We start from the raw sequence: 26,246 nt of genomic DNA, 5'->3' as shown, positions 1-26,246 counted from the left end.
CGGCTTACTGTTTATGGCCGTTATTCCGCGACTTTCTTTTTCGCCGCGCGTTTAGCTTTGGTGGCAGCAGCGATTTTAAGCGTTTTCGCCGATGGCTTTTTCGCTTTTTTGTCGCCTTTTTTCTCAGTCGCTTTTTTATCCGCCTGAGGTTTAGCTCTGCCTTTCTTCTCGCCACGGAAAGCACTATCCGGCTCGAAATTCACCTTTTTGCCCATCTGACGACGTCTGCCGGTGTTTTTACCTGCATCACCTTTTTTCGCTTTTTCGCGCGCGGTTTTACCCTCATTACGCGGTGCGCGTTCACTGGAGATCAGGCTAAAGTCGATTTTACGCTCGTCCATGTTGACGGCTTCCACACGAACTTCCACACGATCGCCCAGGCGATACATCTGACCGCTGGATTCCCCCGTCAGGCGTTGTCCAACCTGATCAAAGCGGTAATAGTCATTATCCAGTGAGGAGACATGCACCAGACCGTCAATAAACAGCTCATCAAGACGAACAAAGAAACCAAAACCGGTCACGCTGGCAATCACGCCTTTAAAGACATTACCGACCTGATCCAGCATAAAGTCGCACTTCAGCCAGTCAGAAACGTCCCGCGTAGCTTCGTCAGCACGGCGCTCCGCCATGGAACAGTGCTGGCCCAGTTGCAACATCTCTTCCATCGAATAATGGTAGCCCCCCGTTTCCGTGGTGTTACCTTTGTGGCCCTGCTCCTGTGCCAGCAAATACTTAATTGCACGGTGCAAAGACAGATCCGGATAGCGACGAATCGGTGAGGTAAAGTGTGCATAAGACTGCAGCGCCAGACCAAAGTGTCCGCGGTTTTCTGGATCGTAAATCGCCTGCTTCATTGAACGCAGCAGCATAGTTTGCAGCATTTCCGCGTCAGGTCTGTCGGCAATTGATTCCAGCAACTCGGCATAATCGCGTGGCTCTGGTTTGTTACCACCAGGCAGTTCCAGTCCCAGCTCTGCCAGTACGGAACGGAAGGAGGTGATTGCTTCAGTGGTCGGCTTGTCGTGGATACGGAACAGTGCAGGCTCTTTGGCTTTCTCAACGAATCGTGCCGCTGAGATGTTAGCCATAATCATGCACTCTTCAATCAGTTTGTGCGCGTCATTACGCTGGGTCTGTTCAATACGTTCAATGCGGCGTTCAGCGTTGAAGATAAATTTGGCTTCTTCACTTTCAAACGAGATACCGCCACGTTCTTCACGGGCTTTATCCAGCACTTTGTACAGATTGTGCAGCTCTTCAATGTGTTTAACCAGCGGCGCGTATTGCTCACGCAGCTCCTGATCGCCCTGCAGCATGTGCCAGACTTTGGTGTAGGTCAAACGAGCATGGGAGCTCATTACCGCTTCGTAGAATTTAAAGCCGGTTAAACGACCTTTCGACGAAATGGTCATTTCGCACACCATGCACAGACGATCCACCTGCGGGTTCAGCGAACACAAGCCATTGGAAAGCACTTCCGGCAGCATCGGTACGACCTGCGACGGGAAGTAGACGGACGTACCACGATTGCGAGCTTCCTGGTCCAGCGGTGTTGGTGGTCGAACATAATAGCTTACGTCAGCGATAGCCACCCATAAACGCCAGCCGCCACCGCGTTTCTTCTCACAATAAACGGCATCATCGAAGTCACGCGCATCTTCACCGTCAATTGTCACCAGCGGTAAATCACGCAGGTCAACGCGGCCAATTTTGGCCTCTTCCGGTACTTCCTCTTTAAGCCCGGCGACCTGCTTCTCTACCGCCTGCGGCCAGATATAAGGGATTTCATGAGTACGCAAAGCCATATCAACGGCCATGCTAGTGCCCATGTTATCGCCCAACACTTCAACAATTTTACCTACCGCTTTGGTGCGTCGGGTTGGGCGCTGGGTAAGTTCAACCACTACCACAAATCCCATGCGGGCGCCCATTACCTCTTCAGGTGGGATAAGGATATCGAAGCTCAGGCGGCTATCATCTGGTACCACAAACCCTACGCCGGCGTCGGTGAAGTAGCGACCGACAATCTGGCTGGTTTTTGGCACCAGTATGCGCACAATACGTGCCTCGCGACGGCCTTTACGATCCGCGCCCAGCGGCTGTGCCAGAACCTGATCGCCATGGATGCAGGTTTTCATCTGTTCGCTGGAGAGGTACAGGTCGTCTTTACGTCCTTCAACGCGCAGAAAGCCGTAGCCATCACGGTGGCCATTAACGGTACCTTTCAGCAGGTCAAGACGTTCCGGCAGCGCATAGCACTGACGGCGAGTGAAGACCAGTTGCCCATCACGCTCCATAGCGCGCAGACGGCGACGTAGCGCTTCTAACTGCTCTTCACCTTCAATGTTGAGTTCAACAGCCAGCTCATCGCGGTTGGCCGGTTTTTCACGTTTGGTTAAATGTTCGAGGATAAATTCCCGGCTCGGGATAGGGTTCGCGTATTTTTCAGCTTCGCGTTCCTGGAAAGGATCATGTGACATCTCGGTTCCTCCGTTGTCATCTCTGATGAAGATTTTCGTCACTCCACCAGCAATAATTTATAAAGCGGTTGATTATTTTCAACCAAATCGGCAAGTGTGTAGTTGTCCAGTTCCGTCAGAAAACTTTGCACTGCTTTAGAAAGCGCCTGTTTGAGTCGACAGGCAGGGGTTATGTGGCAAAACTCGCTGCTACAGTTGACCAGCGATAAAGGTTCCAGCTCGCGAACCACATCGCCAATACCAATAGCCTTAGCTGGTTTGCCCAGGCGGATACCGCCGTTTTTTCCTCGAATAGCAGTAACGAAGCCCGCCCGGCTAAGTTGATTGATTATTTTGACCATATGATTACGGGACACGCCGTAGACTTCTGTCACCTCAGAAATACTGGTCATACGTCCTTCGGGAAGCGACGCCATGTAGATTAGCGCACGTAATCCGTAATCGGTGAAACTTGTTAACTGCACATCAACCTCAGGAAAAAGGGAAAACGGATAAGCCTGGTAGTATTAATTATATTGATGATAAACCAGCCACCAGCCAGGTCGCTAATTTATTTCAGTTCGGGAAGGAAAAAAGCGAGGAACTTACAAGATTTTAAGCCGGATACCAGCGTAAAACGCCTTATCCGGCCTACAAATGCCCACTCACTGTAGGCCCGACAAGCATAGCGCCACAGGCGCTATGCAACAACCATAATTATGCGTCGAACGGGTCGCGCAGGATCATAGTTTCAGTACGGTCTGGACCAGTTGAGATAATATCAATTGGTACACCGGTCAGTTCTTCAATACGCTTGATGTAGTTCAGAGCAGCCTGCGGCAGACCACTACGTTCTTTCACACCAAAGGTAGATTCAGACCAGCCAGGCATGGTTTCGTAAATCGGCTCGATACCTTTCCAGTCGTCTGCTGCCAGCGGGGTTGTCGTGACTTCACGTCCATCCGGCATACGGTACGCCACACAGATTTTCACCTCTTTCAAACCGTCCAGTACGTCCAGTTTGGTCAGGCAGAAGCCAGACAGGGAGTTAATCTGTACTGCGCGACGCACAGCAACGGAGTCCAGCCAGCCGGTACGACGACGACGACCCGTGGTCGCGCCATATTCGTTACCCTGCTTGCACAGGAACTCGCCGACATCATCAAACAGTTCAGTCGGGAACGGACCTGCACCTACACGAGTAGAGTAGGCTTTAATGATACCCAGCACGTAGTCCACATAACGTGGGCCCAGGCCGGAGCCAGTTGCCACGCCACCAGCAGTGGTGTTGGAGGAGGTTACGTACGGATAGGTACCATGGTCGATATCCAGCAGTGTACCCTGCGCACCTTCGAACATGACAAAATCGCCACGTTTACGCGCCTGGTCCAGCAGATCGGAAACATCAACAACCATAGAGGTCAGGATGTCGGCAATCGCCATCACATCATCCAGCACTTTTTGGTAGTCAACTGCTTCAACTTTATAGAAATTCACCAGCTGGAAGTTGTGATATTCCATCACTTCTTTCAGTTTTTCAGCGAAGGTTGCTTTATCAAACAGATCGCCAACGCGCAGACCGCGACGAGCTACTTTGTCTTCATAAGCCGGACCGATGCCACGACCGGTGGTGCCGATCGCTTTCGCGCCACGCGCTTTCTCACGTGCGTTATCCAACGCGACATGATAATCAAGGATCAGAGGACAAGCTTCAGACAGCAGCAGGCGCTCACGGACAGGGATACCACGATCTTCCAGTCCTTTCATCTCTTTCATCAGCGCGGACGGAGACAGCACAACACCGTTACCGATGATGCTGATGACATTCTCGCGAAGAATACCTGATGGAATAAGATGGAGGACGGTTTTTTCACCGTTGATTACGAGAGTATGGCCTGCGTTGTGACCACCCTGGTAGCGCACAACATATTTAGCCCGTTCAGTCAGAAGATCGACGATCTTCCCTTTACCTTCGTCACCCCATTGGGTGCCCAGTACGACGACGTTGTTACCCATTTTTCAAAATCACCGTTTGCTTAAAAATGGATTCTACCACCGCTTTTTCAGATATACAGCACTTTTTGCATCCAAAAATTCGTAAATTAGTCTACTTATTAATCAGCCAATCGTTTTCCTCAACATGTAGTAGACCACAACGCCCGCAACCACAAGACCGCCGCCAAAACGACGTAAAATATTTTCCGGCAGTTGTGCCATCGCAGAGATCATTTTCTTCCAGGCACTGGGATACAGCATCGGACCAAGACCTTCCAGCACCAAAACCAGCGCGAGCGCCAGCAAAATTGTTGAGTTCATCCGCTGTCCTTATATAAAAAGAAAACCACCGCATCCCTGAGGACGCCGGTGGTTTTACTGGTCTAAAACCGCTGGGCTATTTTAGCGTGTCGCGGAATTCGGTGTCTTCATGTAACGGAAGAAATCGCTGTCCGGACTCATAATCATCACGTCCTGATTACCTTCGAAGCTCTTCTCGTAAGCACGCAGGCTACGGATGAAGGCGTAGAAGTCAGGATCCTGACTAAATGCGTCGGCAAACAGTTTAGCGGCCTCCGCATCACCTTCACCACGCATAATACGGCCCTGGCGCTCAGATTCTGCCAGCGTTTTAGTAACTTCATAGTCCGCTGTTGCGCGCAGTTTTTCCGCTTCTTCCTGACCTTGTGAACGATGGCGACGCGCTACCGCTTCACGCTCAGCGCGCATACGGTTGTAGATAGCCTCGGACACTTCGGCCGGCAGGTTGATTTGCTTGATACGCACGTCGACCACTTCGATACCCAACGCCGCCATACTGTTCGGGTTGATGACCGGTACTTTACCGTTCGTTTCAGCCTGAACACGTTCAGCTGCTTCGGCAATTGCACTATCCGCCGCAGGGGTCGCTACTTCATCTTCCGTGCCAGCAGATCCGGAGTTCAGCGCGTCACGGACTTCCAGGGTCAGACGACCACGAGAATCGGTAACGATGTCTTTTACATCCAGACGACCGATTTCAGAACGCAGACGGTCAGAGAACTTACGTTTCAACAGAACTTCTGCCTGAGAAACATCACCACCGCCCGTTGCCAGGTAGTAACGGCTAAAATCGCTGATACGCCATTTAATGTAGGAGTCAACGATCAGGTCTTTCTTCTCTTTGGTAACAAAGCGATCGGCCTGGTTGTCCATGGTCTGAATACGCGCATCAAGCATTTTCACTGATTCAATAAACGGGATCTTAAAGTGCAAACCCGGTGCAAAAACCAGCGGCTTGTTGTCATCGTCGCGCAGAACTTTACCAAAGCGCAGCGTAATACCACGCTCGCCTTCTTTGACGACAAAGACAGACATGAACAGAACTACCAGAACGATGATAATAATCGCAATAACTGACTTACGCATCGTTATTCCCCCTGACGCTGGTAGTCGTTACGCTGCGCATTCGCGCGGCGTTGGTCCATAATATCACCCTGACTGGTGGACGAAGTGCTGCTTGCTCCAGTACTGGAGGTTGATGCCGGTGGCAGACGCAACAGGTTTGAGCTGCTGTCAGATTTTGCTGCTGGCGCATTTCCGCCTTTAAGCATCTGATCTAACGGCAGAACCATCAGATTGCCGCCCTTATCGTTAACCAGAACTTTGCGGGTATGGCTCAGCACTTTTTCCATGGTTTCAATATACAGACGCTCGCGAGTAATTTGCGGTGCGGCTTTATATTCCGGCAGAATTTTTGCAAAGCGAGCCACTTCACCCTGTGCTTCCAGGATGGTTCGCGTTTTATATGCACGCGCTTCTTCAAGAATACGCTGCGCCTGACCATTTGCGCGTGGCTGAACTTCGTTGGTGTACGCTTCAGCTTCACGGATGTATTGCTGCTCGTTTTCACGTGCTGCGATGGCATCGTCAAACGCGGCTTTCACCTCTTCCGGCGGACGTGCAGCCTGGAAGTTGACGTCCAGCAGAGTAATACCCATGTTGTATGGACGAATGGTCTCTTCCAGTTCACGCTGGGTGTCGCTACGAATAACAGTACGCCCTTCGGTCAGAATACGATCCATGGTGTATTTACCGATAACCCCACGTAAGGCGCTGTCGGTAGCCTGGCGCAGACTGTCATCAGCACTGGTTACGCTAAACAGGTAACGCTGCGGATCGGTAACACGGTACTGCACGTTCATTTCAACGCGCACGACGTTTTCGTCAGATGTCAGCATCACGCCGGATGCAGCAAGCTCACGCACAGCTTCGACGTTTACCGGAGTAACTTCGTCGATAAATGTCGGTTTCCAGTTCAGACCCGGCTCAACCAGATGGCTGAATTTACCGAAGCGTGTCACCACGCCGCGCTCCGCTTCTTTAATGGTATAGAAACCGCTGGCTGCCCAGATAATGACAATTGCCGCTGCTGCGATAGTAAAGACCCGTCCTCCCAGTTGTGGACGCGGGCCTTGCGATGAACTACCGCCACCAGAACCTGTACCTTTACCGCCACCCAGACCACCGAGTTTTTTACTCAGTTTGCGGAAGATATCATCAAGATCGGGAGGTCCCTGCTCACGACCACCTTTGTTTCCATTTCCCTCAGGGTTGCCGCCAGGTTTGCTGCTTCCCCAGGGGTCGCGGTCTTGTCCGTTATTACCGGGCTGATTCCACGCCATGTTTGTGCTCCATATTTGTTATGCGGTGATATACCCCGTTTTTTGCACTACAGGAGCGTTACCGCCTTCCTGCAACCCAAAATTCGATGAGTATTGGGCAAAAAATCCCCAGGCATTTCCTCCCGGTCAGACGATGTAATCTGCCAGGGTCGGTTCTTGTTTACAGAGGCGACGCCAGTCAACGATCGGCATACGAACTTGCAGACCTACGCTGCCATCCTCCTCCATCCACTCTTTTTCTATTGCCTGAAGTTGGTAAAACCGGCTTCTCAGACGCCCTTCCTGCGGCGGTAAACGCAACGTATGCTGCGCAACCTCACCGGAAAGCCGCTCTGTCAAAGCCTGAAAAAGTTGTGGTATACCAATGCCAGTTTGCGCAGAAACCCAAACGCGGATTGGTTTATTCTCTTCATCTCTGTCGATACGCGGTTCAAAATCATCCAGCATATCGATTTTATTCATCACCAGCAGGGTCGGGATCTCGTGCGCGTCGATCTCTTCGAGAACCGTATCCACAGCCTGAATATTTTCCTGCACACGGAAATCTGCCGCATCAATAACGTGCAGCAGCAATGTCGCCTGACGCGTCTCCTGCAAGGTGGCTTTAAACGCCGCCACCAGGTCGTGCGGCAAATGACGGATAAACCCGACGGTATCCGCCAGCACAGTTTCACCGACATCTGCTACGTCTATACGACGTAGTGTAGGATCCAGGGTCGCAAACAGTTGATCTGCTGCGTAGACCCGGGCTTCGGTTATCTGGTTGAACAAGGTGGATTTTCCGGCGTTGGTATATCCCACCAGTGAGACGGTTGGGACATCCGCTTTCTTGCGCGACTGCCGCCCCTGCTCACGTTGCTTTTCAACTTTTTCCAGGCGCGACTGTATCTGCAAAATGCGATTACGCAGCAAACGACGGTCGGTTTCGAGCTGGGTTTCACCCGGACCACGCAAACCAATACCGCCCTTTTGCCTTTCAAGGTGAGTCCAGCCACGGACAAGGCGTGTAGCCATATGACGCAACTGCGCCAGTTCAACCTGCAACTTACCCTCATGGGTACGTGCACGCTGGGCAAAAATATCTAAAATGAGGCCAGTCCTGTCGATGACAAGACACTGGCATAACTGTTCCAGGTTACGTTCCTGGGCAGGGCTTAGAGCATGATCAAAAATCACCACCGCAGCGCCTGTCGCTTTCACGGCTTCCGCAATTTCGATTGCCTTACCTTCACCAACAAAAAACTTCGGGTGCGGTGCTTTACGGCTCCCGGTAATCACCTGCATTGCTTCGACACCGGCGGAAGAAACCAGAGATTCAAACTCCTGGAGATCTTCCATATCTTTGTCTTGCGAAAAATAGATGTGTACCAGTACCGCCTGCTCACCGGCATCATAACGGTCAAACAAGCGTCAACCCCTTAATATATATCAACGGGGAACGCAGGATCTCTGGCTCCCCGTGTGTAAAACAGCCAAAACCTTATTCGGTTTCTTCGCTGTCCTGTTGCGCAGATGAACCCTGCGCGTTGCTACCGTGATGGTAGTTACTGCTGGTGCCGCCGGTGGCGTTATTGCTGTGATGAGAAACCGGGCGAGACGGGACAACAGTAGAAATCGCGTGCTTATAAACCATCTGGCTGACCGTGTTTTTCAACAGGATCACGAACTGATCAAAAGACTCGATTTGACCTTGCAGCTTAATACCATTCACCAAATAAATAGAAACTGGAACACGTTCCCGACGCAGTGCGTTCAGGAACGGATCTTGTAAAGATTGCCCCTTAGCCATTCTCTCTTTTCCTTATATGCTTATTTGTACTTTGAACCTTTCGATTCTGAAAAATTGCGCACGATACGTTTCAATTGTACACATTCAGTTCGCGATAGCACCAACAACCTGTAATACTTCGTTTCGCGCCTGGTCAGGCTTTTCACTGTCAAGCCAGTGCACCCCATCCCAACCACGCAACCAGGTTACCTGCCGCTTCGCCAACTGCCTCGTGGCGCAAACACCTCTATAAACCATTTCATCATATGAGATTTCACCTTCAATGTATGACCACATCTGGCGATACCCAACACAACGAATGGAAGGCAAATCCGTATGCAAATCTCCTCGGGCAAAAAGCGCCCGGACTTCTGCTTCAAAACCTGAAGCTAACATCTGATGAAAACGCTGCTCAATTCGCTGATGGAGCAGTTCACGGCTCGCCGGGGCGATAGCAAACTGATGCACCTGATACGGCAAAGCATCTCCTGACGTTTGCGTCAGCTCCGTTAAAGTTTTACCCGAAATGAAAAAAACTTCCAGTGCCCGGGAAAGTCTTTGCGGATCATTTGGATGAATCCGCGCTGCGGCAACAGGATCAACCTCCTGAAGCTGCCGATGTAACGCGTCCCACCCAAGCTCTGCCGCCTGCTGTTCAATTCTGGCCCTGACCTCCGGATCCGCCGACGGTAACGGCGACAACCCCTCAAGCAAGGCTTTGAAATATAACATTGTGCCGCCTACTAACAGCGGGATACGCCCCGCTGCAGTAATATCAGCCATCTCGGCTAGCGCATCGCGACGAAAATCCGCAGCAGAATACGCCTGTGCCGGATCGCGAATATCCAGCAATCGGTGCGGTGCAGCCTTTAGCTCTTCAGCATCGGGCTTGGCGGTACCGATATCCATCCCCTTGTAAATAAGGGCGGAATCAACGCTTATCAACTCTACAGGCAAAACTTTACGCAATTCAATTGCTAATGCCGTTTTACCGGAGGCCGTTGGCCCCATTAAAAAAATTGCCTTTGGCAGGCTCGCCTTACTGATATCACTCATGTTTCAGGGCGTTCATTACCGAATGTAAATCAACAGGTTGTAACAGACCACCCGGCGGCGCCTTCACAAGCTGCGGACAGAGCCGCTCAACATCCGCCAACAGCGTAATAGCCTGAGCCATGCTCCACTGCGGATGTTCACTCATCAGGTTACGCGCAATCCACTGTGCAATGTTGCCATGTTCGAATACGGACTGCTGCGCCAGGTAGCCTATCAGTTCAGGAATCAAGATTTGTAAATTTTGTTGGCGTAAGGGTAAAGGCACTGCTCGGATGGTCACATGCTGCGCATCCAACTGAAATTCAATGCCCAAATCCGCCAACTGGCTTTGCGCTTTTTGCAAAGCCGCCTTTTCATCTGCGGTCACTTTCAAACGCAACGGGATCAGCAATGGCTGAGCACAAACAGGTCCCTGTCCCGGCGTCAACTGCGCCTGACGCAACCAACGTTCAGCTACCGGTAGCGCCAACAGCCGGATATGTCCGTCACATTCGAGTAACGCGCAGTCTGCACCGACGATTGTCAGGACTCGGCCAAAACTTTGGCTGTGTCCGGCAAGAGAAGACTCTGCCACGTTGGGTACAGCGGATTTGTGCGTTGGAACCGGAGCAGGTGTCTGAAGTAGTTGTTGGTAAACTTCACCCTGTTGCTTTTGATACCCAGGCTGAGCATGCGGCCAACTGGCAGATGCCTGGCGACCGCCACCACTCCCTGCCGATACGGAATAACGCGGCGTAGTAGGTTCACGTGCTGGCGCAGGTTCTGCAAAGTGATTACGTCCCGCCGCAACCCGGTTTTCAGGGATATGCCTTGGTAGAGGATCTTCATCACCCTCCAACGGAAGCGATGTTTCAAGCTGTTGTTGCAGTACGCTCAGCACCCCCTGATAGATAAAATCATGCACCAGGCGGGACTGATGGAAGCGGACTTCATGTTTGGCAGGATGCACATTTACATCCACCTGATGCGGGTCAATTTCCAGATACAAGACAAATGCGGGTTGTTGATCGGCCCCTAACTTGTCTTCGCATGCCTGGCGGATAGCGTGGTTAATCAGCCGGTCACGCATCATACGACCATTCACGTAGCAGTACTGAATTTCTGCCAATGCCGCAGTGGTGTGATTCGGGTCAGCTACCCAGCCCCGCAACGTCAAATCGCCATGCTGCCACTCAATAGCCAGCGCCTGCTCCAGAAATGGCGTACCACAAATAGCGCCCAGTCGACGCTCTTTTTGCCCATCGGCTGTCACCGCGCGGTACTGGCGCATTATTTTACCGTTGTGTGACAAATTAATCGTCACGTCAAAACGCGCCAGCGCAATGCGTCGGATGATTTCGTCAATATGATTAAACTCGGTTTTCTCGGTGCGCATGAACTTGCGCCGCGCTGGCGTGTTGTAGAATAAATCCAGCACTTCCAGCGTAGTACCCACCGGATGCGCAGCAGGTTTAACCGTCACGTCCATATCGCGCCCTTCAGCATACGCCTGCCAGGCTTCGGGTTGTTCTTGTGTACGGGACGTCAGGGTTAAACGTGAGACAGAGCTGATACTTGCCAGCGCCTCCCCGCGAAACCCGAGACTAACGATAGCCTCGAGATCGTCAAGTGAGGCTATTTTACTGGTGGCATGGCGAGCCAGCGCCAGCGCCAGCTCGTCTTTTTTGATACCACAGCCATTGTCACGAATACGGATAAGCTTTGCACCACCGCGTTCGATATCAATATCAATACGTGTAGCACCCGCATCAAGGCTGTTTTCCACCAGTTCTTTTACTACCGACGCAGGCCGTTCTACCACCTCACCTGCGGCAATCTGGTTCGCCAGCTGTGGCGGTAGAACCTGAATCGGCATGGCTAATCCTTAATTTGTTAACGTATCACCCGGCGATACAGCGCTGGCTGTTTGTGACGGTGCGCCCTGCGGCCCCGTTTGCATAGGGTGCGCCAGGAAGTAGTTACGCAACCCTTTATAAATCGCCTCTGCCAGTTGCTGCTGATAATCATCGCTCGCCAGCAGGCGCTCTTCACTGTTGTTACTGATAAAACCGGTTTCAACCAGTACTGACGGGATATCAGGCGAGCGTAATACGCCAAGGCTGGCGTGCTCTGGTCGACGTTTGTGCATCGAACCAATACGCTCTAACTGGCCGATCATACTGGTCGCCACATCATACCCTACACGCTGTGAATGACCGAACTGCAGGTCCAGCACCGCCTGGCTTAAGTACGGATCGGACTGACTGTTTGCCAGCACATCCCCCGCACCACCCAACAGCTCAGATTGCTTCTCATGCTGTTCCAGCCAGCCTGCCATTTCACTGTTGGCACGACGGTTTGACAGTACCCACACGGAAGCGCCGGTGGCATCCCGGTTTGGTGCAGCATCCGCATGAATAGAGACCAGGAAATTGGCATTTTGTTTACGAGCGACGTCAGAACGCCCCATCACCGAAATGAAGTAATCGCCATCACGGGTAAGCACGCCTTTAAACATCGGGTCGTCATTCAGCAAGCTACGCAGCTTACGCGCAACCGCGATAGTGACGTTTTTCTCCCGCGTACCGCCAGGCCCGATAGCGCCGGGATCTTGCCCACCGTGTCCTGCATCGATAGCGATAACGACTTTATCGCCATTGTTGTTGGTCGCCCGGGCGGCAGGTCGCGTGACCGTATTGCTGTTGGTCACGGCAGTTGTACGATTGCTTTCCGTTTTAAACGGATTGCGTGCAGGCTCAACCAAACGCGGGGCAACAACCGGCGCTTCAACACGCTTCACGACCACTGGAGGAGGTGGAGGCGGTGGAGCATCGGCTTTGATCGTAAACACGACAGTATAGTTACCACCGTTTTGCCGTTTTACGGCTTCAGCTTTCCCGTTTTCGGTTAAATCGACGACCAGCCGCAGAGACTGCGCGTCATTCGGCGTGCCGGAGCGGATCGCCTTCACCAGATTATTGCCACTAAACAGCAGCGGTAATCCCTGAATCACACCGGATTGTTTGATATCCAGCGCGACAGTTCGTTTCCCGTCCTGCGATACGCTGTATTCAGGATCGCCAATAAAACTTAACGTGATCCGCGCCTGTTGGTCGCCGTTGGAAACCTGAAGATCCGAGAGGCTGGCGGCTCCTGCCTGCGCGCACAGCAGGACCAGGGTTGCCATCAGCCAGTTTCTGATGCGATAAATCATCCCGCCACCCTTAAGATTAATCGGCTAAACGCGCCAGCAATAAATCACCCGATGAGGAGACTGCACTTACGCGCGCCTCCCGACCTTGCGCCTGGTACTCAATATGTATTTCGACGTCCGGGTCAGGAAGCACACCTTTACCTTGTTGCGGCCATTCCACCAGGCAAATTGCATCATTGGCAAAATAATCTCGGATCCCCATAAACTCCAATTCTTCCGGGTCCGCAAGTCGATACAGATCGAAGTGATACACCATCAGGTTATCGAGTGAATAGGGTTCAACCAGTGTGTAGGTGGGGCTTTTTACATTGCCTTTGTGACCCAACGCCTGCAGGAATCCCCGGCTAAAGGTGGTTTTACCCGCACCCAGATCGCCGTACAAATAAATAACAGTTGCGCCGTCACAGGCGTTGGCTACCCGCAGTCCCAGGTCTAAAGTCGCCTGTTCATCAGGTAGCGGAATTACTCGATTCATCATGATAAACGTCAATCACATCAGGGTTAACAATACGCTGTAGCGTGGTAAAGAGATCTGTCGCCAGCATGCCGCGAGTTCCAAAACGCGCTGCCAGCACATCCGCCGCCGCACCGTGCGCGACACATCCTGCACACGCTGCATCATACGGGGTAAGCTTCTGTCCGAGCAATGCACCAATAATACCGGAGAGCACATCGCCCATACCGCCGCTGGCCATTCCTGCATTGCCGGCATCAATAATACCCAACGCATTTTGTTCGGAGGCCACAACCGTACCCGCACCTTTCAGCACCACTACACCTCCGTACCGTTTTACCAGACGCTGTGCAGAAAGTAAGCGATCGTCTTCAATTTCTGCTATGGAACAGCCCAGTAGTCGCGCGGCCTCACCTGGATGCGGCGTGATCACGCGATTGTGACGTTTATCGGGGTTGATTGCCAGCAGGTTAAGCGCATCAGCGTCCCAGAGCATTGGTTTACGAAAATTCTCCACTTTTTGCAGCGCTTTTTTGCCCCACTCCTGCTGCCCAAGCCCAGGACCAATGACCACCACATCCGCCCATTCCAGATTTTCCTCCAGCGCATGCGGCGTTAGCGTATCCACCATCAACTCCGGACGGGCAGTCAGGATTGGCGCAATGTTTTCGCTGCGGGTCAGAACTTTAACCAGCCCGGCACCTGCGCGAAGTGCGGCTTCACCGGCCATACGTATTGCACCAGCAGTGCCATGGTCGCCACCAATAATCACCAGTCGCCCATGGGAGCCTTTATGCGATGTCGATCGGCGCGGCGTTAACCAGTGGGCAAGTTGCGAAGCATCAAAACGCTGAACAGGCACTTCCTGCCCTGCAAGCCAGGTCTCCAGCCCAAGAGCATTAAAATGAAGATGCCCAGTGACATCACGCGCTTTACCGGTTAACAGTCCCGGTTTTAACGCAATAAAAGTGACGGTATGCGCGGCACGCATCACCGCACCTGGCGTCGCTCCTGTCTGCGCCAGCAGACCGGACGGAATATCTATCGCCACCACGGGAGCAGGGTGCGAATTAGCCAATTCGATCAATGCAGCCAGAGGGGCGCGCGGTGCATGTTGTAAGCCGGTACCGAGCAGCCCATCAATAATGACATCCACCTTTTCCGGCCAGATAATATCTGGAGCATGGATAACGCCCCCTGCATTCAGCCAGGCGTCACGCGCCTGCTGCGCCTCTTCAGGGAGAGGCTTGTCACTCTCCTGCGCCAGTAATGTGACGTTAATACCCACCGCTTTGGCAAGCCTTGCGACCACATAGCCATCCCCACCATTATTTCCGTGGCCACAGAGCACCAGCCAGTGCCGGGAGTCCGGGTACGCGTCGCAGGTAACCTTAAATGTTGCCTCTCCCGCTCGTAGCATCAGTTCATAAAGAGTCAGCCCAAGACTGTCTGCAGCCTCACGTTCCGCTCTCTTGATGTCATCGGCGTGCCAGATGGAGTGTGGTATACTTGCGAGGTTTTTCTTCATTGTATGGTCCGTCATGTCAGAGCCCCTCGATCTCAATCAGTTAGCGCAAAATATTAAGCAGTGGGGGCTGGAACTTGGCTTTCAGCAGGTCGGTATTGCCGATACCAACCTTAGCGAAGCCGAACCCAAACTGCAGGCATGGCTGGATAAACACTATCACGGCGAGATGGACTGGATGGCCCGTCACGGCATGATGCGTGCTCGTCCCCAAGAGTTATTGCCCGGGACTTTACGCGTCATTAGCGTACGAATGAACTATCTCCCTGCCAACGCGGCCTTTGCCAGCACCTTAAAGAATCCGACCCTGGGCTACGTCAGTCGATACGCACTGGGGCGTGACTACCATAAACTACTGCGTAACCGCTTAAAAAAACTGGGAGAGATGATTCAGCAACACTGTGTTTCGCTGAATTTTAGACCTTTTGTTGATTCTGCGCCTATTCTTGAGCGTCCACTGGCGGAAAAAGCCGGGCTTGGATGGACAGGTAAGCACTCACTTATCCTTAACCGTGAAGCCGGTTCATTTTTCTTTCTGGGTGAGTTACTGGTTGATTTACCTTTGCCAGTGGATCTGCCAGCAGAAGAAGGATGTGGGAAGTGTGTCGCCTGCATGACCATCTGCCCGACTGGTGCGATCGTTGAGCCGTACACCGTAGATGCCCGCCGCTGCATTTCTTATCTCACCATTGAGCTGGAGGGTGCAATTCCGCAAGAATTTCGCCCACTGCTGGGAAATAGGATCTATGGCTGCGATGACTGCCAGCTCATTTGTCCCTGGAATCGCTATTCGCAGTTAACCGTCGAAGACGACTTTAGCCCACGCAAACAACTCCACGCCCCAGAGTTAATTGAACTGTTTAGCTGGAGCGAAGCGTGGTTTTTAAAAGTCACAGAAGGTTCTGCCATTCGTCGTATTGGTCACTTGCGCTGGCTACGAAATATCGCCGTCGCGCTGGGTAATGCCCCCTGGGATGGGGCTGTTATCAATGCGCTGGAAAATCGCCGAGGTGAGCACCCACTTCTCGATGAGCACATAGAATGGGCGATTGCGCAGCAAATTGAGAAGCGAAATGCCTGCGTGGTTGAAGTGCAACTGCCGAAGAAGCAGCGCCTGGTCAGGGTCATTGAAAAAGGCTTGCCACGTGACGCTTAAGTCATCCACAGCTTGTGTATAAAAATAAAAACACATTGATATTCAAGAGGGAAAAAATCGTCAAGTGATCGCATTAACAGTTTGAAATGATAATTAATTCAACGTATTCAATTAATTACAAAGATACTATTCACCCGGCTAAGTTTTTTGCATTCCAGGAATAATATCCGAACCTGTGGATAAGTCTGTTTACAAGAGTATGTCAAAGACAAAAGAAAACAGCCCCAACGCGATAATTCGTTGTGGATATGTTTATTGAGATAAGAATTTGGAGCGGGAAACGAGACTCGAACTCGCGACCCCGACCTTGGCAAGGTCGTGCTCTACCAACTGAGCTATTCCCGCTTGGGTGTGTCTGTGCTTGATAAGCACTTTCAAATTTTGGAGCGGGAAACGAGACTCGAACTCGCGACCCCGACCTTGGCAAGGTCGTGCTCTACCAACTGAGCTATTCCCGCTTGGGTGTGTCTGTGCCTGATAAGCACTTTCAAATTTTGGAGCGGGAAACGAGACTCGAACTCGCGACCCCGACCTTGGCAAGGTCGTGCTCTACCAACTGAGCTATTCCCGCACAATCTTCGATGAAATTTGTTGCTGTCGTAATTCGCATTTCTGCGTCGTTACGGGAGGCGCATTATACGAGAAATCCGTTTAGCTGCAACCCCCCTGAATACGTTTTTTTTAAAAACTCGTTCAAGTGATTACTTTGCAATCAAGCTGAACAATTTAACGTCAAATACCCGGTTACGCAAGCGCACCGGGCATAGAAATCAAAGCTTAATAAAATGCTCGCGATAGTAAGCAAGCTCAGCAACCGACTCGCGGATATCGTCCATCGCCTGATGCGTTCCCTGTTTTGTGAAACCATCGAGGATCTCTGGCTTCCAGCGACGGGCCAGCTCTTTCAGAGTACTAACGTCCAGATAACGATAATGGAAATACGCTTCCAGTTCCGGCATGTATTTAAACAGGAAGCGGCGATCCTGACCGATACTGTTGCCGCAAATAGGTGATTTCCCTTCCGGAACCCACTCTTTTAAAAATGCTAACGTCGCAAGCTCAGCTTCACGATCACCCATCGTGCTCGCCTTTACGCGCTCCACCAACCCACTACCTGTATGCGTTCTGACGTTCCAGTCATCCATTAATGCCAGCTGTTCATCAGACTGATGTACCGCAATTGTTGGTCCTTCAGCCAGAATATTCAGATTGGCGTCAGTCACCAGGGTAGCGATCTCAATGATGCGATCGCGCTCGGGATCCAGACCGGTCATCTCCAGATCGATCCAAATCAGGTTGTTTTCATTGGCACTCATGCTATTTTCCACCCTTCTTACGTGACGATACGCGAAACCATTCATGCTGCATCAAGGCGGCAAGGAAAGAAACCCTGAGGGCATAGAAAACTATGTGGCCTGGGTTTCTGAGCATAGCCAGTGCTGGGGCAGCGTGAAGGATGAAGCGTATATATTCATCTAAAATTGCGTGTATCATAGATGTTTTGCCCATAATGGGCGATCAGGAGCCAGTACGATTGAGTAAAAATAAACTCTCCAAAGGCCAACAGCGCCGCGTGAACGCAAATCACCAGCGTCGTCTTAAAACGTCCACGGAGAAACCCGACTACGACGACAACTTGTTTGGCGAAACCGCTGAAGGCATTGTTATCAGCCGTTTTGGTATGCATGCCGACGTGGAATCTGCTGATGGTGAAATTCACCGCTGCAACATCCGCCGTACAATTCGTTCGCTGGTTACCGGCGATCGCGTGGTCTGGCGTCCGGGTAAAACGGCAGCCGAAGGTGTCAATGTTAAAGGGATCGTTGAAGCGGTACATGAGCGCACTTCCGTTCTCACACGCCCGGATTTTTATGACGGCGTGAAGCCCATTGCTGCCAACATTGACCAAATCGTTATTGTCTCAGCCATCTTACCTGAACTGTCATTAAATATTATCGACAGGTATCTGGTGGCCTGCGAAACGTTACAGGTTGAGCCAATTATCGTACTCAACAAAATCGATCTGCTGGACGACGAAAGCATGGCTTTCGTAAATGAGCAGATGGATATCTATCGCAATATTGGCTATCGCGTATTGATGGTATCAAGCCGCACAAAAGACGGTCTGAAACCGCTTGAAGAGGCATTGACCGATCGTATCAGCATTTTCGCCGGTCAGTCTGGCGTAGGTAAATCCAGCCTACTCAACAACCTGCTTGGCCTGCAGGAAGAAATCCTGACCAATGATGTCTCCGACAACTCCGGCCTTGGACAACACACGACTACCGCTTCTCGCCTGTACCACTTCCCGCACGGCGGTGACGTCATCGACTCCCCCGGCGTACGTGAGTTTGGGCTGTGGCACCTTGAACCGGAACAAATCACGCACGGCTTTGTCGAATTCCATGATTACCTGGGCCATTGCAAATACCGCGACTGCAAACATGATGCAGATCCAGGCTGCGCTATCCGTGAAGCTGTAGAGAAAGGGGCGATAGCCGAAGTTCGCTTTGAGAATTATCACCGTATCCTCGAAAGCATGGCTCAGGTAAAAACGCGTAAAAACTTTTCTGATACAGACAACTGACAACTAAGCTAAGCATCGCTAGAATCGTCCCCTTTTTTTCCAGGATCCGGCCCACACGCTGGATCAGGAACAAATTATGGCCTGGAGGCTACCTTGTTAAACTCATTTAAGCTTTCGCTACAATACATTCTGCCAAAACTATGGCTCACTCGCCTGGCGGGTTGGGGTGCGAGCAAACGAGCAGGATGGCTAACTAAGCTGGTTATCGATCTGTTCGTGAAATACTACAAGGTCGATATGACAGAGGCGCAAAAGCCGGACACCGCCAGCTATCGCACCTTCAATGACTTCTTTGTCCGCCCATTACGTGACGATGTACGCCCTATTAATACCGATCCAAATGTTCTGGTCATGCCGGCTGATGGCGTGATTAATCAACTGGGAAACATCGAAGAAGATAAACTTCTGCAGGCCAAAGGGCATAGCTATAGCCTTGAAGCGCTGCTGGCAGGCAACTACCAGATGGCGGACAAATTCCGCAATGGTACGTTTGTAACCACTTACCTCTCGCCGCGTGATTACCACCGCGTACATATGCCGTGTAACGGTATCCTGCGGGAAATGCTGTATGTGCCTGGCGACCTTTTCTCAGTAAATATCCTGACCGCGCAAAACGTACCGAACCTGTTTGCCCGTAACGAGCGCGTTATTTGTCTGTTTGATACTGAATTCGGCCCGATGGTACAGATTCTGGTTGGCGCAACCATCGTCGGTAGTATTGAAACGGTTTGGGCCGGCACCATTACTCCGCCGCGTGAAGGAGTCATTAAACGCTGGACATGGCCTGCCGGTGAAAGCGAAGGTTCCGTGGCGCTGCTAAAAGGTCAGGAAATGGGCCGCTTTAAGCTCGGTTCAACCGTTATTAACCTGTTTGCACCAGGCAAAGTTAACCTGGTTGAGCAGTTGCAGGATCTTTCGGTCACTAAAATCGGTCAACCGATGGCAATTTCTACCGAGTCTTTCGTAACGCCAGAAGCTGAACCTAACCCACTTCCGAAGGAAGAGATCGAAGCAGAACACGACGTCAGCCCGCTGGTTGATGACAAAAAAGACGAAGGTTAAACATAGGAATCGCTGCTGTGCGCCTGATTATCACTTTACTGATGGCCTGGTGCCTCAGCCTGGGGGCGCACGCTGCGACGGCCCCCGATGCCAAACAAATCACTCAGGAACTGGAGCAGGCCAAAGCGGCTAAGCCCGCTCAGCCAGAAGCCGTTGAGGCGCTCCAGTCCGCGCTGAATGCCCTTGAGGAGCGTAAAGGCTCCCTTGAGCGTGCCGAACAGTATCAGCAGGTTATTGATAACTTCCCCAAACTGTCTGCAACGTTACGCGCGCAGCTTAGCAATCTGCGTGACGAACCGCGCAGCGTGCCGACTGGCCTGACTACTGATGCGTTAAACCAGGAGATCCTCCAGGTCAGCAGCCAGTTGTTGGAAAAAAGCCGCCAGGCCCAGCAGGAACAAGATCGCGCTCGCGAAATCGCCGACTCATTAAGCCAGCTTCCGCAACAGCAAACCGATGCGCGCCGTCAGTTAAATGATATTGAGCGACGTCTGGGGGCAGCCAGCAGCAACTCTCCACTGAATCAGGCGATGCAGGCTGAATCGGCCAAACTCAAAGCCCAGGTCGATGAGCTGGAACTGGCACAGCTTTCCGCGAACAACCGCCAGGAACTGGCGCGCATGCGCTCCGAACTGGCAGAAAAACAGAGCCAACAACTCGACGCGTACCTGCAGGCATTACGTAATCAACTCAATAGTCAGCGTCAGCGTGAAGCCGAGCGGGCGCTGGAAAGCACCGAACTACTGGCAGAGAACAGTGCGGGGCTGCCAGAAGGCATTGTTGACCAGTTCAAGGTTAACCGTGAGCTGTCTCAGGCCTTAAACCAGCAGGCGCAGCGTATGGACCTGGTCGCCTCTCAACAGCGGCAGGCCACCAGCCAAACGCTGCAGGTGCGACAGGCATTAAATACGTTGCGGGAGCAGTCACAGTGGCTTGGTGCCTCGAATATGCTGGGAGAAGCCCTGCGCGCGCAAGTCTCCCGCCTGCCAGAAATGCCTAAGCCTCAACAGCTAGATACAGAAATGGCGCAACTTCGCGTACACCGAATGCGCTATGAAGATCTCCTTAATAAACAGCCGCAGTTGCGCCAGATCCATCAGGCCGATGGACAACCACTTACCGCAGAGCAAGAGCGTATCCTCAACGCCCAACTGCGTACTCAGCGTGAACTACTGAACTCCCTGTTACAGGGCGGCGATACGCTGATCCTCGAATTGACCAAGCTGAAAGTCTCCAACAGCCAACTGGAAGATGCGCTGAAAGAGGTCAATGAGGCAACTCACCGCTATCTGTTCTGGACGTCTGACGTCAGCCCAATATCACTTTCCTGGCCTGTCGACTTAGTCCAGGATCTGCGTCGTCTTATCTCATTAGACACGTTTAATCAGCTTGGCAAAGCCAGCATTATGATGTTGACCAGCAAGGAAACGCTGCTGCCGCTTTTCGCAGCGCTGGTGTTGGTTGGGTTTAGCCTCTATTCGCGTAAGCACTTCACTCGCTTTCTCGAACGATCGTCAGCGCGGGTGGGAAAAGTAACCCAGGATCATTTTTGGCTGACGTTGCGCACAGTGTTTTGGTCGATACTCGTCGCTTCCCCATTGCCGGTACTGTGGGCAACTCTGGGTTATGGTTTGCAGGAAGCCTGGCCCTATCCTCTGGCCGTCGCGATAGGAGATGGCGTTACCGCAACGGTTCCAATGCTGTGGGTAGTGATGATTTGCGCTACCTTCGCACGCCCTAACGGTTTGTTCATTGCCCACTTTGGCTGGCCGCGTAACCGTGTCGCTAAGGCAATGCACTATTACCTGATGAGTATCGGACTGATTGTCCCGCTCATCATGGCGGTGATCATGTTTGATAATCTCAATGACCGGGAATTCTCCGCCTCTCTGGGGCGCCTGTGCTTTATTTTGATTTGTGGGGCACTGGCGCTCGTGACCCTGAGTCTGAAACGCGCCGGAATACCGTTATATCTCGATAAAGAGGGCAACGGTGACAACATGGTCAACAGTATGCTGTGGAATATGCTGATGGGCGCACCACTCATTGCGATTCTCGCGGCTGCCGTAGGCTACCTGGCAACGGCGCAAGCACTGCTGGCTCGTCTGGAAACATCCGTAGCTATCTGGTTCTTATTGTTGGTGATTTATCACGTCATTCGCCGCTGGATGCTGATTCAGCGCCGCCGTCTGGCATTCGATCGCGCCAAACATCGACGGGCAGAAATGCTGGCACAACGCGCACGTGGTGAAGAAGAACCGCCGCATTCCACCAGCCTTGAAGGGGCGATTGATGTCGATGAAAGCGAAGTGGATCTTGACGCTATCAGCGCACAATCACTGCGCCTGGTACGTTCTATCCTGATGCTGATCGCCCTGCTTTCGGTTATCGTGCTGTGGTCAGAAATTCACTCTGCCTTCGGCTTCCTGGAGAACATCTCATTATGGGATGTCACCTCCACGGTACAAGGCGTAGAAAGCTTAGAGCCGATAACGCTGGGCGCGGTATTAATTGCGATTCTGGTGTTTATCATCACCACTCAGTTAGTACGTAACTTGCCCGCGCTGCTGGAGTTGGCACTGTTACAGCATCTGGATTTAACACCCGGCACGGGTTATGCCATCACCACCATTACCAAATACCTGCTGATGCTGATTGGTGGCCTGGTTGGCTTCTCAATGATTGGTATTGAGTGGTCCAAACTGCAATGGCTGGTTGCCGCGCTCGGTGTGGGGTTGGGTTTCGGTTTGCAGGAGATCTTCGCCAACTTTATTTCCGGCCTGATCATCCTGTTTGAAAAACCCATCCGCATTGGCGATACGGTGACAATTCGCGATCTTACCGGTAGCGTGACGAAAATTAACACCCGCGCCACCACAATCAGCGACTGGGACCGTAAAGAAATCATCGTGCCCAACAAAGCGTTCATCACCGAACAGTTCATCAACTGGTCGCTATCCGACTCGGTCACTCGTGTGGTGTTAACTATTCCGGCACCGTCGGAGGCCAACAGCGAGGAGGTCACGCAAATCCTGCTTACCGCCGCGCATCGCTGTTCGCTGGTTATCGACACCCCGGCACCGGAAGTCTTCCTGGTTGATCTTCAGCAAGGGATTCAGATCTTCGAATTGCGTATCTATGCCGCAGAAATGGGACACCGCATGCCATTGCGCCATGAGATCCATCAGTTGATTCTGGCGGGCTTCCGTGAGCATGGCATTGATATGCCATTCCCACCATTCCAGATGCGTCTGGAAAGCCTGAATGGTAAGCAAACAGGGAGAACGTTAAGTTCTGCGGGCAGAGGCAGTCGTCCGGCTGGAAGCTTGTAATGGGTGTCTTGCCGGATGGCAGCGCTAACGCGTCTATCCGGCAAGATGATTACTCAGCCGCCCACTCTGGCTCACAGGCCATGCGACGACTGTAGTTCTGATAAATCGCCATGGCCAGCAGTGAGAAGAATATCGGGCCACCTATCATCCACAGCGCACTGTTCCAGTCTCCGGCTTCAATCACTGGCTGGATGATGGTAAATACGTTGGCAAACGTTACCACCAGCACCACCACGCTCGTTGCCAGCAACGTTGCGGCCCGGGTTTTAAAAATCACAAACGGCCTTTCCAGCCCCTCACGGGATTTAAAGAAAGGGAAAGCCAGTGCAAGGAACAGATACGGCAACGTCATTGATACGTTCGCCATCAGCGTCAGTTTGTTATAAAACGCGGAAGCAGTATCGCCACCAAATGAAACCAACAGAATAAACAGGCTCACCAGCAGACACTGCATCCACATTGCCATCGTCGGCATACCCATGGTATTGAGCTTCGTCATTGGCGCAGGCCACAATGCTTTTGGCGTTCCCTGAATAATTGCTTTCAATGGCGAGTAGCTGAGCGTAAAGAAAGCACCGGTATAAGCGAGGAACATGGAAAGCCCAGTGATACGCGCAAACCAAATGCCCATGGTCATCGCAGATTCAGGAGACAAATGCAATGCATTACCCAACGTCACCCCCAGACTCTTCATCAGGATATAAGTAATATTGCCAAGGTTAACCGAGCTATTACTTAATACCTGCTGCCAGTTGGTGCTAACGCCCCATAAAAATATGGCCAGCGAATAACCAATTGAAATCACTATTGCGGCAAAAACAATTCCTTTTGCAAAATTCTTTTCTGGTTTATCCGTTTTATCAACCAGCCCACCCACAGCTTCAATTCCACCATAAGCAAAAATAGCAAATACAACAAATGACAACATGGCCAGACCGGACTGATATCCCGGATTGGGTGAGGAGACAAAATTAATATCCTGCGCAAAGTGACCACCTGTTAATAACAAAATAGCGATACTCGCTAACAACAAAACTAAATTAAGACACATTACGGCAATTCCGCCCACAGCCGTAATACGGGCAATTTTATTAATACCTTTGGAAGCGACACCCGTCACCAAAATCATCCAGCCTACGGCGAGCAACCCAACAACCTGCGTTGGCTCAAGTCCCGCGATACGCCATTGCTGCGTCATATCTGCGCCGAATAAAAAGGTGGAAAAAGGCACCCAGACTTTTGCCGCGGTGCTCACCATCCAAATCACATAAGAGGAGAACCACATAAACGTACCGATAAACGCATAGCGCGGTCCAACGCTATTATTCATCCACGAATAGATCCCCCCTTCTTCTTTACGATAGGCAGATCCCATTTCCGCCATCATTAAGGCAAATGGAATAAAGAATAATAATGCAGAAAATACATACCATGGAATGGCGCTATAACCCATTAAATAAAAAGCTGAAGGGCTATTTGCAAATCCGAAAACTGACGTGAATATCATAAGGATGAGGCCTGACAGGCTCATCTTCTTTATTGTTTGGGTCATTAAACTATCCCTTACTCTGGAACGCGCAGGTTAAACCGCGTCCACATGTTTACACTGTCCTCCAGGCGGAGGTCAGCCATCAAAAAATCAAACCAGAATTGATACCTGAATAACGGCAAATATCCAGATTTAAACTGTGTCTATAAAGATGAAATTGAAAAAAAAAACTACAAAATGGCGCATTACGCGCCATTTATTTTACTGCGGGGAGATTTTCAGATTCACGCCCTATCGACGGTAAAGGCGATAACATCGGCCAGGCTATCAGCACCCAGCGCCAGCATCACCAGACGATCAACCCCAAGCGCCACACCGGAACAATCCGGCATACCGACCTTGAGCGCTTCAAGCAGGTTGTTGTCGATTGGCTGCTGCGGCAAGCCACGAGCGGCACGTTTGCGATTATCCTGCTCGAAGCGTTGCTGCTGCTCACGCGCATCGGTCAGCTCATGGAAACCATTCGCCAGTTCAATACCCTTGTAGTAAACCTCAAAACGTTCAGCAACACGGTGATCTTCGGTACTAATTTGTGCCAGCGATGCCTGGCTGGCCGGGAAGTGATACACAAACGCCGGTTTGTCTTTCCCAATATGTGGCTCAACACCCATCGTAAACAGCAACTGTAACAGGGTATCCCGGTCTTCTTCTGTATCAGCGATGTTGCTGAGATCCAATTTAGCCGCCACTTCACGCAATTGCGTCTTATCCGCTGACAGCGGATCGATTTCCAGATGACGCTGGAAGGCTTGCTGGTATGAGAGGCTTTCCGCAGGGGAACAATCCAGCACTTGCTGGAGTAAATCATCCACTTCATTCATCAGGCGATACATGTCGTAATGGGGACGATACCACTCGAGCATGGTGAATTCAGGGTTGTGATGACGTCCCATCTCTTCATTACGAAAGCTTCTGCACAGTTGATATACCGGGCCGCATCCTGCCACCAGCAGGCGCTTCATATGGTATTCCGGGCTGGTCATTAAATAGAGGTTCATCCCCTGAGAATGTCCAGGGCCAACGAAACGCGTTTCGAACGGGAACAGGTGAATGTCCGTAACCGTCGCCTGACTCATACAAGGTGTCTCAACCTCAAGCACGCCACGATCGGCAAAAAAGCGACGAATCTCCGCTATAATTGCAGCTCGTTTTAACAGATTGGGGATGGACGCGCTCGGCTGCCAGGTTGCCGTTTCGCTCATGGTTATTTCTCCGATTTAAGACAAGGGCACGAAGTCTACTCGTATCGCGTTAGCGAGACAAATTTCACGCGGGAATAATAAACACTGGCTGGCGGGTAAAAAAAGCAACATTGGGTGGTTTAGTAATTAAATTAATCAAATTCAATGATAATTCAGCCCTCTGATACGCTAAAAAAATCGAACACGTCAAATTTCCCTCACATCCCTAAGACTATACTATTGTACCTATAAAGGAGCAGTGG

At 51.6% G+C, this 26,246-nt stretch carries 20 protein-coding genes and 3 tRNA genes; 4 read left to right on the top strand and 19 right to left on the bottom strand.

Annotated elements, in window-relative coordinates; genetic code table 11:
- Positions 1-20 precede the first annotated feature (20 nt).
- The 13 genes from rnr to nnr all read right to left on the bottom strand — a co-directional run bounded on the left by rnr (position 21) and on the right by nnr (position 15,134).
- Positions 21-2,483 (bottom strand): ribonuclease R, encoded by a 2,463-nt coding sequence (gene rnr / locus LG384_RS02205; RefSeq protein ID WP_225760387.1) that lies wholly within the window; start codon positions 2,481-2,483, stop codon positions 21-23.
- A 38-nt stretch (positions 2,484-2,521) separates the two neighbouring features.
- Positions 2,522-2,947, bottom strand: a complete 426-nt coding sequence (nsrR, locus tag LG384_RS02200) for a nitric oxide-sensing transcriptional repressor NsrR (protein ID WP_045438964.1) — start codon at positions 2,945-2,947, stop codon at positions 2,522-2,524.
- A gap of 232 nt (positions 2,948-3,179) precedes the next feature.
- Positions 3,180-4,478 carry an adenylosuccinate synthase gene (gene purA, locus LG384_RS02195; protein ID WP_045438961.1) on the bottom strand — a complete coding sequence of 433 codons (1,299 nt, stop codon included), beginning with the start codon at positions 4,476-4,478 and terminating at the stop codon, positions 3,180-3,182.
- A gap of 102 nt (positions 4,479-4,580) precedes the next feature.
- On the bottom strand, positions 4,581-4,778 hold the full coding sequence (locus tag LG384_RS02190) for a DUF2065 family protein (protein WP_003025602.1): 198 nt from the start codon (positions 4,776-4,778) through the stop codon (positions 4,581-4,583).
- Between the two features lie 81 nt (positions 4,779-4,859).
- A complete protein-coding gene (hflC, locus tag LG384_RS02185) occupies positions 4,860-5,864 on the bottom strand; it encodes a protease modulator HflC (RefSeq protein WP_045438957.1) in 1,005 nt (334 codons plus the stop codon).
- 2 nt (positions 5,865-5,866) lie between these two features.
- Complete coding sequence (hflK, locus tag LG384_RS02180; protein ID WP_048222322.1) at positions 5,867-7,120, bottom strand: FtsH protease activity modulator HflK; 1,254 nt, start codon at positions 7,118-7,120, stop codon at positions 5,867-5,869.
- Positions 7,121-7,246: 126 nt separating this feature from the next.
- Positions 7,247-8,527 carry a ribosome rescue GTPase HflX gene (gene hflX / locus LG384_RS02175; protein ID WP_045438953.1) on the bottom strand — a complete coding sequence of 427 codons (1,281 nt, stop codon included), beginning with the start codon at positions 8,525-8,527 and terminating at the stop codon, positions 7,247-7,249.
- Positions 8,528-8,600: 73 nt separating this feature from the next.
- Positions 8,601-8,909 carry an RNA chaperone Hfq gene (gene hfq / locus LG384_RS02170; protein WP_045438949.1) on the bottom strand — a complete coding sequence of 103 codons (309 nt, stop codon included), beginning with the start codon at positions 8,907-8,909 and terminating at the stop codon, positions 8,601-8,603.
- Between the two features lie 84 nt (positions 8,910-8,993).
- A complete protein-coding gene (gene miaA, locus LG384_RS02165; protein WP_045438946.1) occupies positions 8,994-9,944 on the bottom strand; it encodes a tRNA (adenosine(37)-N6)-dimethylallyltransferase MiaA in 951 nt (316 codons plus the stop codon).
- The gene (gene mutL, locus LG384_RS02160) at positions 9,937-11,799 is read right to left on the bottom strand and encodes a DNA mismatch repair endonuclease MutL (RefSeq protein WP_200012434.1); all 1,863 of its coding nucleotides are present in this window, start codon (positions 11,797-11,799) and stop codon (positions 9,937-9,939) included. Before mutL ends, miaA begins: the two co-directional genes overlap by 8 nt.
- Positions 11,800-11,808: 9 nt before the next feature.
- Positions 11,809-13,137: an N-acetylmuramoyl-L-alanine amidase AmiB gene (gene amiB, locus LG384_RS02155; protein WP_225760386.1), complete on the bottom strand. Its 1,329-nt coding sequence runs from the start codon at positions 13,135-13,137 to the stop codon at positions 11,809-11,811.
- Positions 13,138-13,153: 16 nt separating this feature from the next.
- On the bottom strand, positions 13,154-13,615 hold the full coding sequence (tsaE, locus tag LG384_RS02150; protein ID WP_045438937.1) for a tRNA (adenosine(37)-N6)-threonylcarbamoyltransferase complex ATPase subunit type 1 TsaE: 462 nt from the start codon (positions 13,613-13,615) through the stop codon (positions 13,154-13,156).
- Positions 13,587-15,134, bottom strand: a complete 1,548-nt coding sequence (gene nnr, locus LG384_RS02145; protein WP_225760385.1) for a bifunctional ADP-dependent NAD(P)H-hydrate dehydratase/NAD(P)H-hydrate epimerase — start codon at positions 15,132-15,134, stop codon at positions 13,587-13,589. Before nnr ends, tsaE begins: the two co-directional genes overlap by 29 nt.
- Here nnr and queG point away from each other — a divergent pair.
- Entirely contained in the window at positions 15,133-16,272 is a 1,140-nt protein-coding gene (gene queG / locus LG384_RS02140; protein ID WP_045438931.1) for a tRNA epoxyqueuosine(34) reductase QueG, read from the top strand. The two genes, nnr and queG, sit on opposite strands and share 2 nt — an antisense overlap.
- A 269-nt stretch (positions 16,273-16,541) precedes the next feature.
- On the opposite strand, the gene LG384_RS02135 is transcribed toward queG, so the two are convergent.
- The 4 genes from LG384_RS02135 to orn all read right to left on the bottom strand — a co-directional run bounded on the left by LG384_RS02135 (position 16,542) and on the right by orn (position 17,588).
- Positions 16,542-16,617, bottom strand: a tRNA-Gly gene (locus tag LG384_RS02135).
- Positions 16,618-16,654: 37 nt separating this feature from the next.
- A tRNA-Gly gene (locus LG384_RS02130) sits at positions 16,655-16,730 on the bottom strand.
- A 37-nt stretch (positions 16,731-16,767) separates the two neighbouring features.
- Positions 16,768-16,843 (bottom strand) — tRNA-Gly (locus LG384_RS02125).
- A 199-nt stretch (positions 16,844-17,042) separates the two neighbouring features.
- The gene (gene orn, locus LG384_RS02120) at positions 17,043-17,588 is read right to left on the bottom strand and encodes an oligoribonuclease (protein WP_045438928.1); all 546 of its coding nucleotides are present in this window, start codon (positions 17,586-17,588) and stop codon (positions 17,043-17,045) included.
- Positions 17,589-17,806: 218 nt separating this feature from the next.
- On the opposite strand from orn, the gene rsgA reads away from it, so the two are divergent.
- From rsgA to mscM, 3 genes are all read left to right on the top strand, one after another.
- Positions 17,807-18,859 carry a small ribosomal subunit biogenesis GTPase RsgA gene (gene rsgA, locus LG384_RS02115; RefSeq protein ID WP_190284551.1) on the top strand — a complete coding sequence of 351 codons (1,053 nt, stop codon included), beginning with the start codon at positions 17,807-17,809 and terminating at the stop codon, positions 18,857-18,859.
- A 93-nt stretch (positions 18,860-18,952) separates the two neighbouring features.
- A complete protein-coding gene (asd, locus tag LG384_RS02110) occupies positions 18,953-19,921 on the top strand; it encodes an archaetidylserine decarboxylase (protein ID WP_045438907.1) in 969 nt (322 codons plus the stop codon).
- 17 nt (positions 19,922-19,938) lie between these two features.
- The gene (mscM, locus tag LG384_RS02105) at positions 19,939-23,253 is read left to right on the top strand and encodes a miniconductance mechanosensitive channel MscM (protein ID WP_136345329.1); all 3,315 of its coding nucleotides are present in this window, start codon (positions 19,939-19,941) and stop codon (positions 23,251-23,253) included.
- A gap of 49 nt (positions 23,254-23,302) precedes the next feature.
- Here the strand turns inward: mscM and yjeM are convergent, their stop codons facing one another.
- Together yjeM and epmA are read right to left on the bottom strand one after the other, a co-directional pair.
- Complete coding sequence (gene yjeM, locus LG384_RS02100; protein ID WP_045438901.1) at positions 23,303-24,805, bottom strand: glutamate/gamma-aminobutyrate family transporter YjeM; 1,503 nt, start codon at positions 24,803-24,805, stop codon at positions 23,303-23,305.
- Between the two features lie 221 nt (positions 24,806-25,026).
- Positions 25,027-26,004, bottom strand: coding sequence for an elongation factor P--(R)-beta-lysine ligase (gene epmA / locus LG384_RS02095; RefSeq protein ID WP_045438899.1), 978 nt, complete (start codon positions 26,002-26,004; stop codon positions 25,027-25,029).
- Positions 26,005-26,246 lie beyond the last annotated feature (242 nt).

It is taken from the genome of Citrobacter sp. Marseille-Q3906, from assembly GCF_916618775.1.
Lineage (GTDB): Bacteria > Pseudomonadota > Gammaproteobacteria > Enterobacterales > Enterobacteriaceae > Citrobacter > Citrobacter murliniae.
The sequence above is the reverse complement of the archived record's forward strand: the minus strand, read 5'-3'. Positions and strand labels throughout refer to the sequence as shown.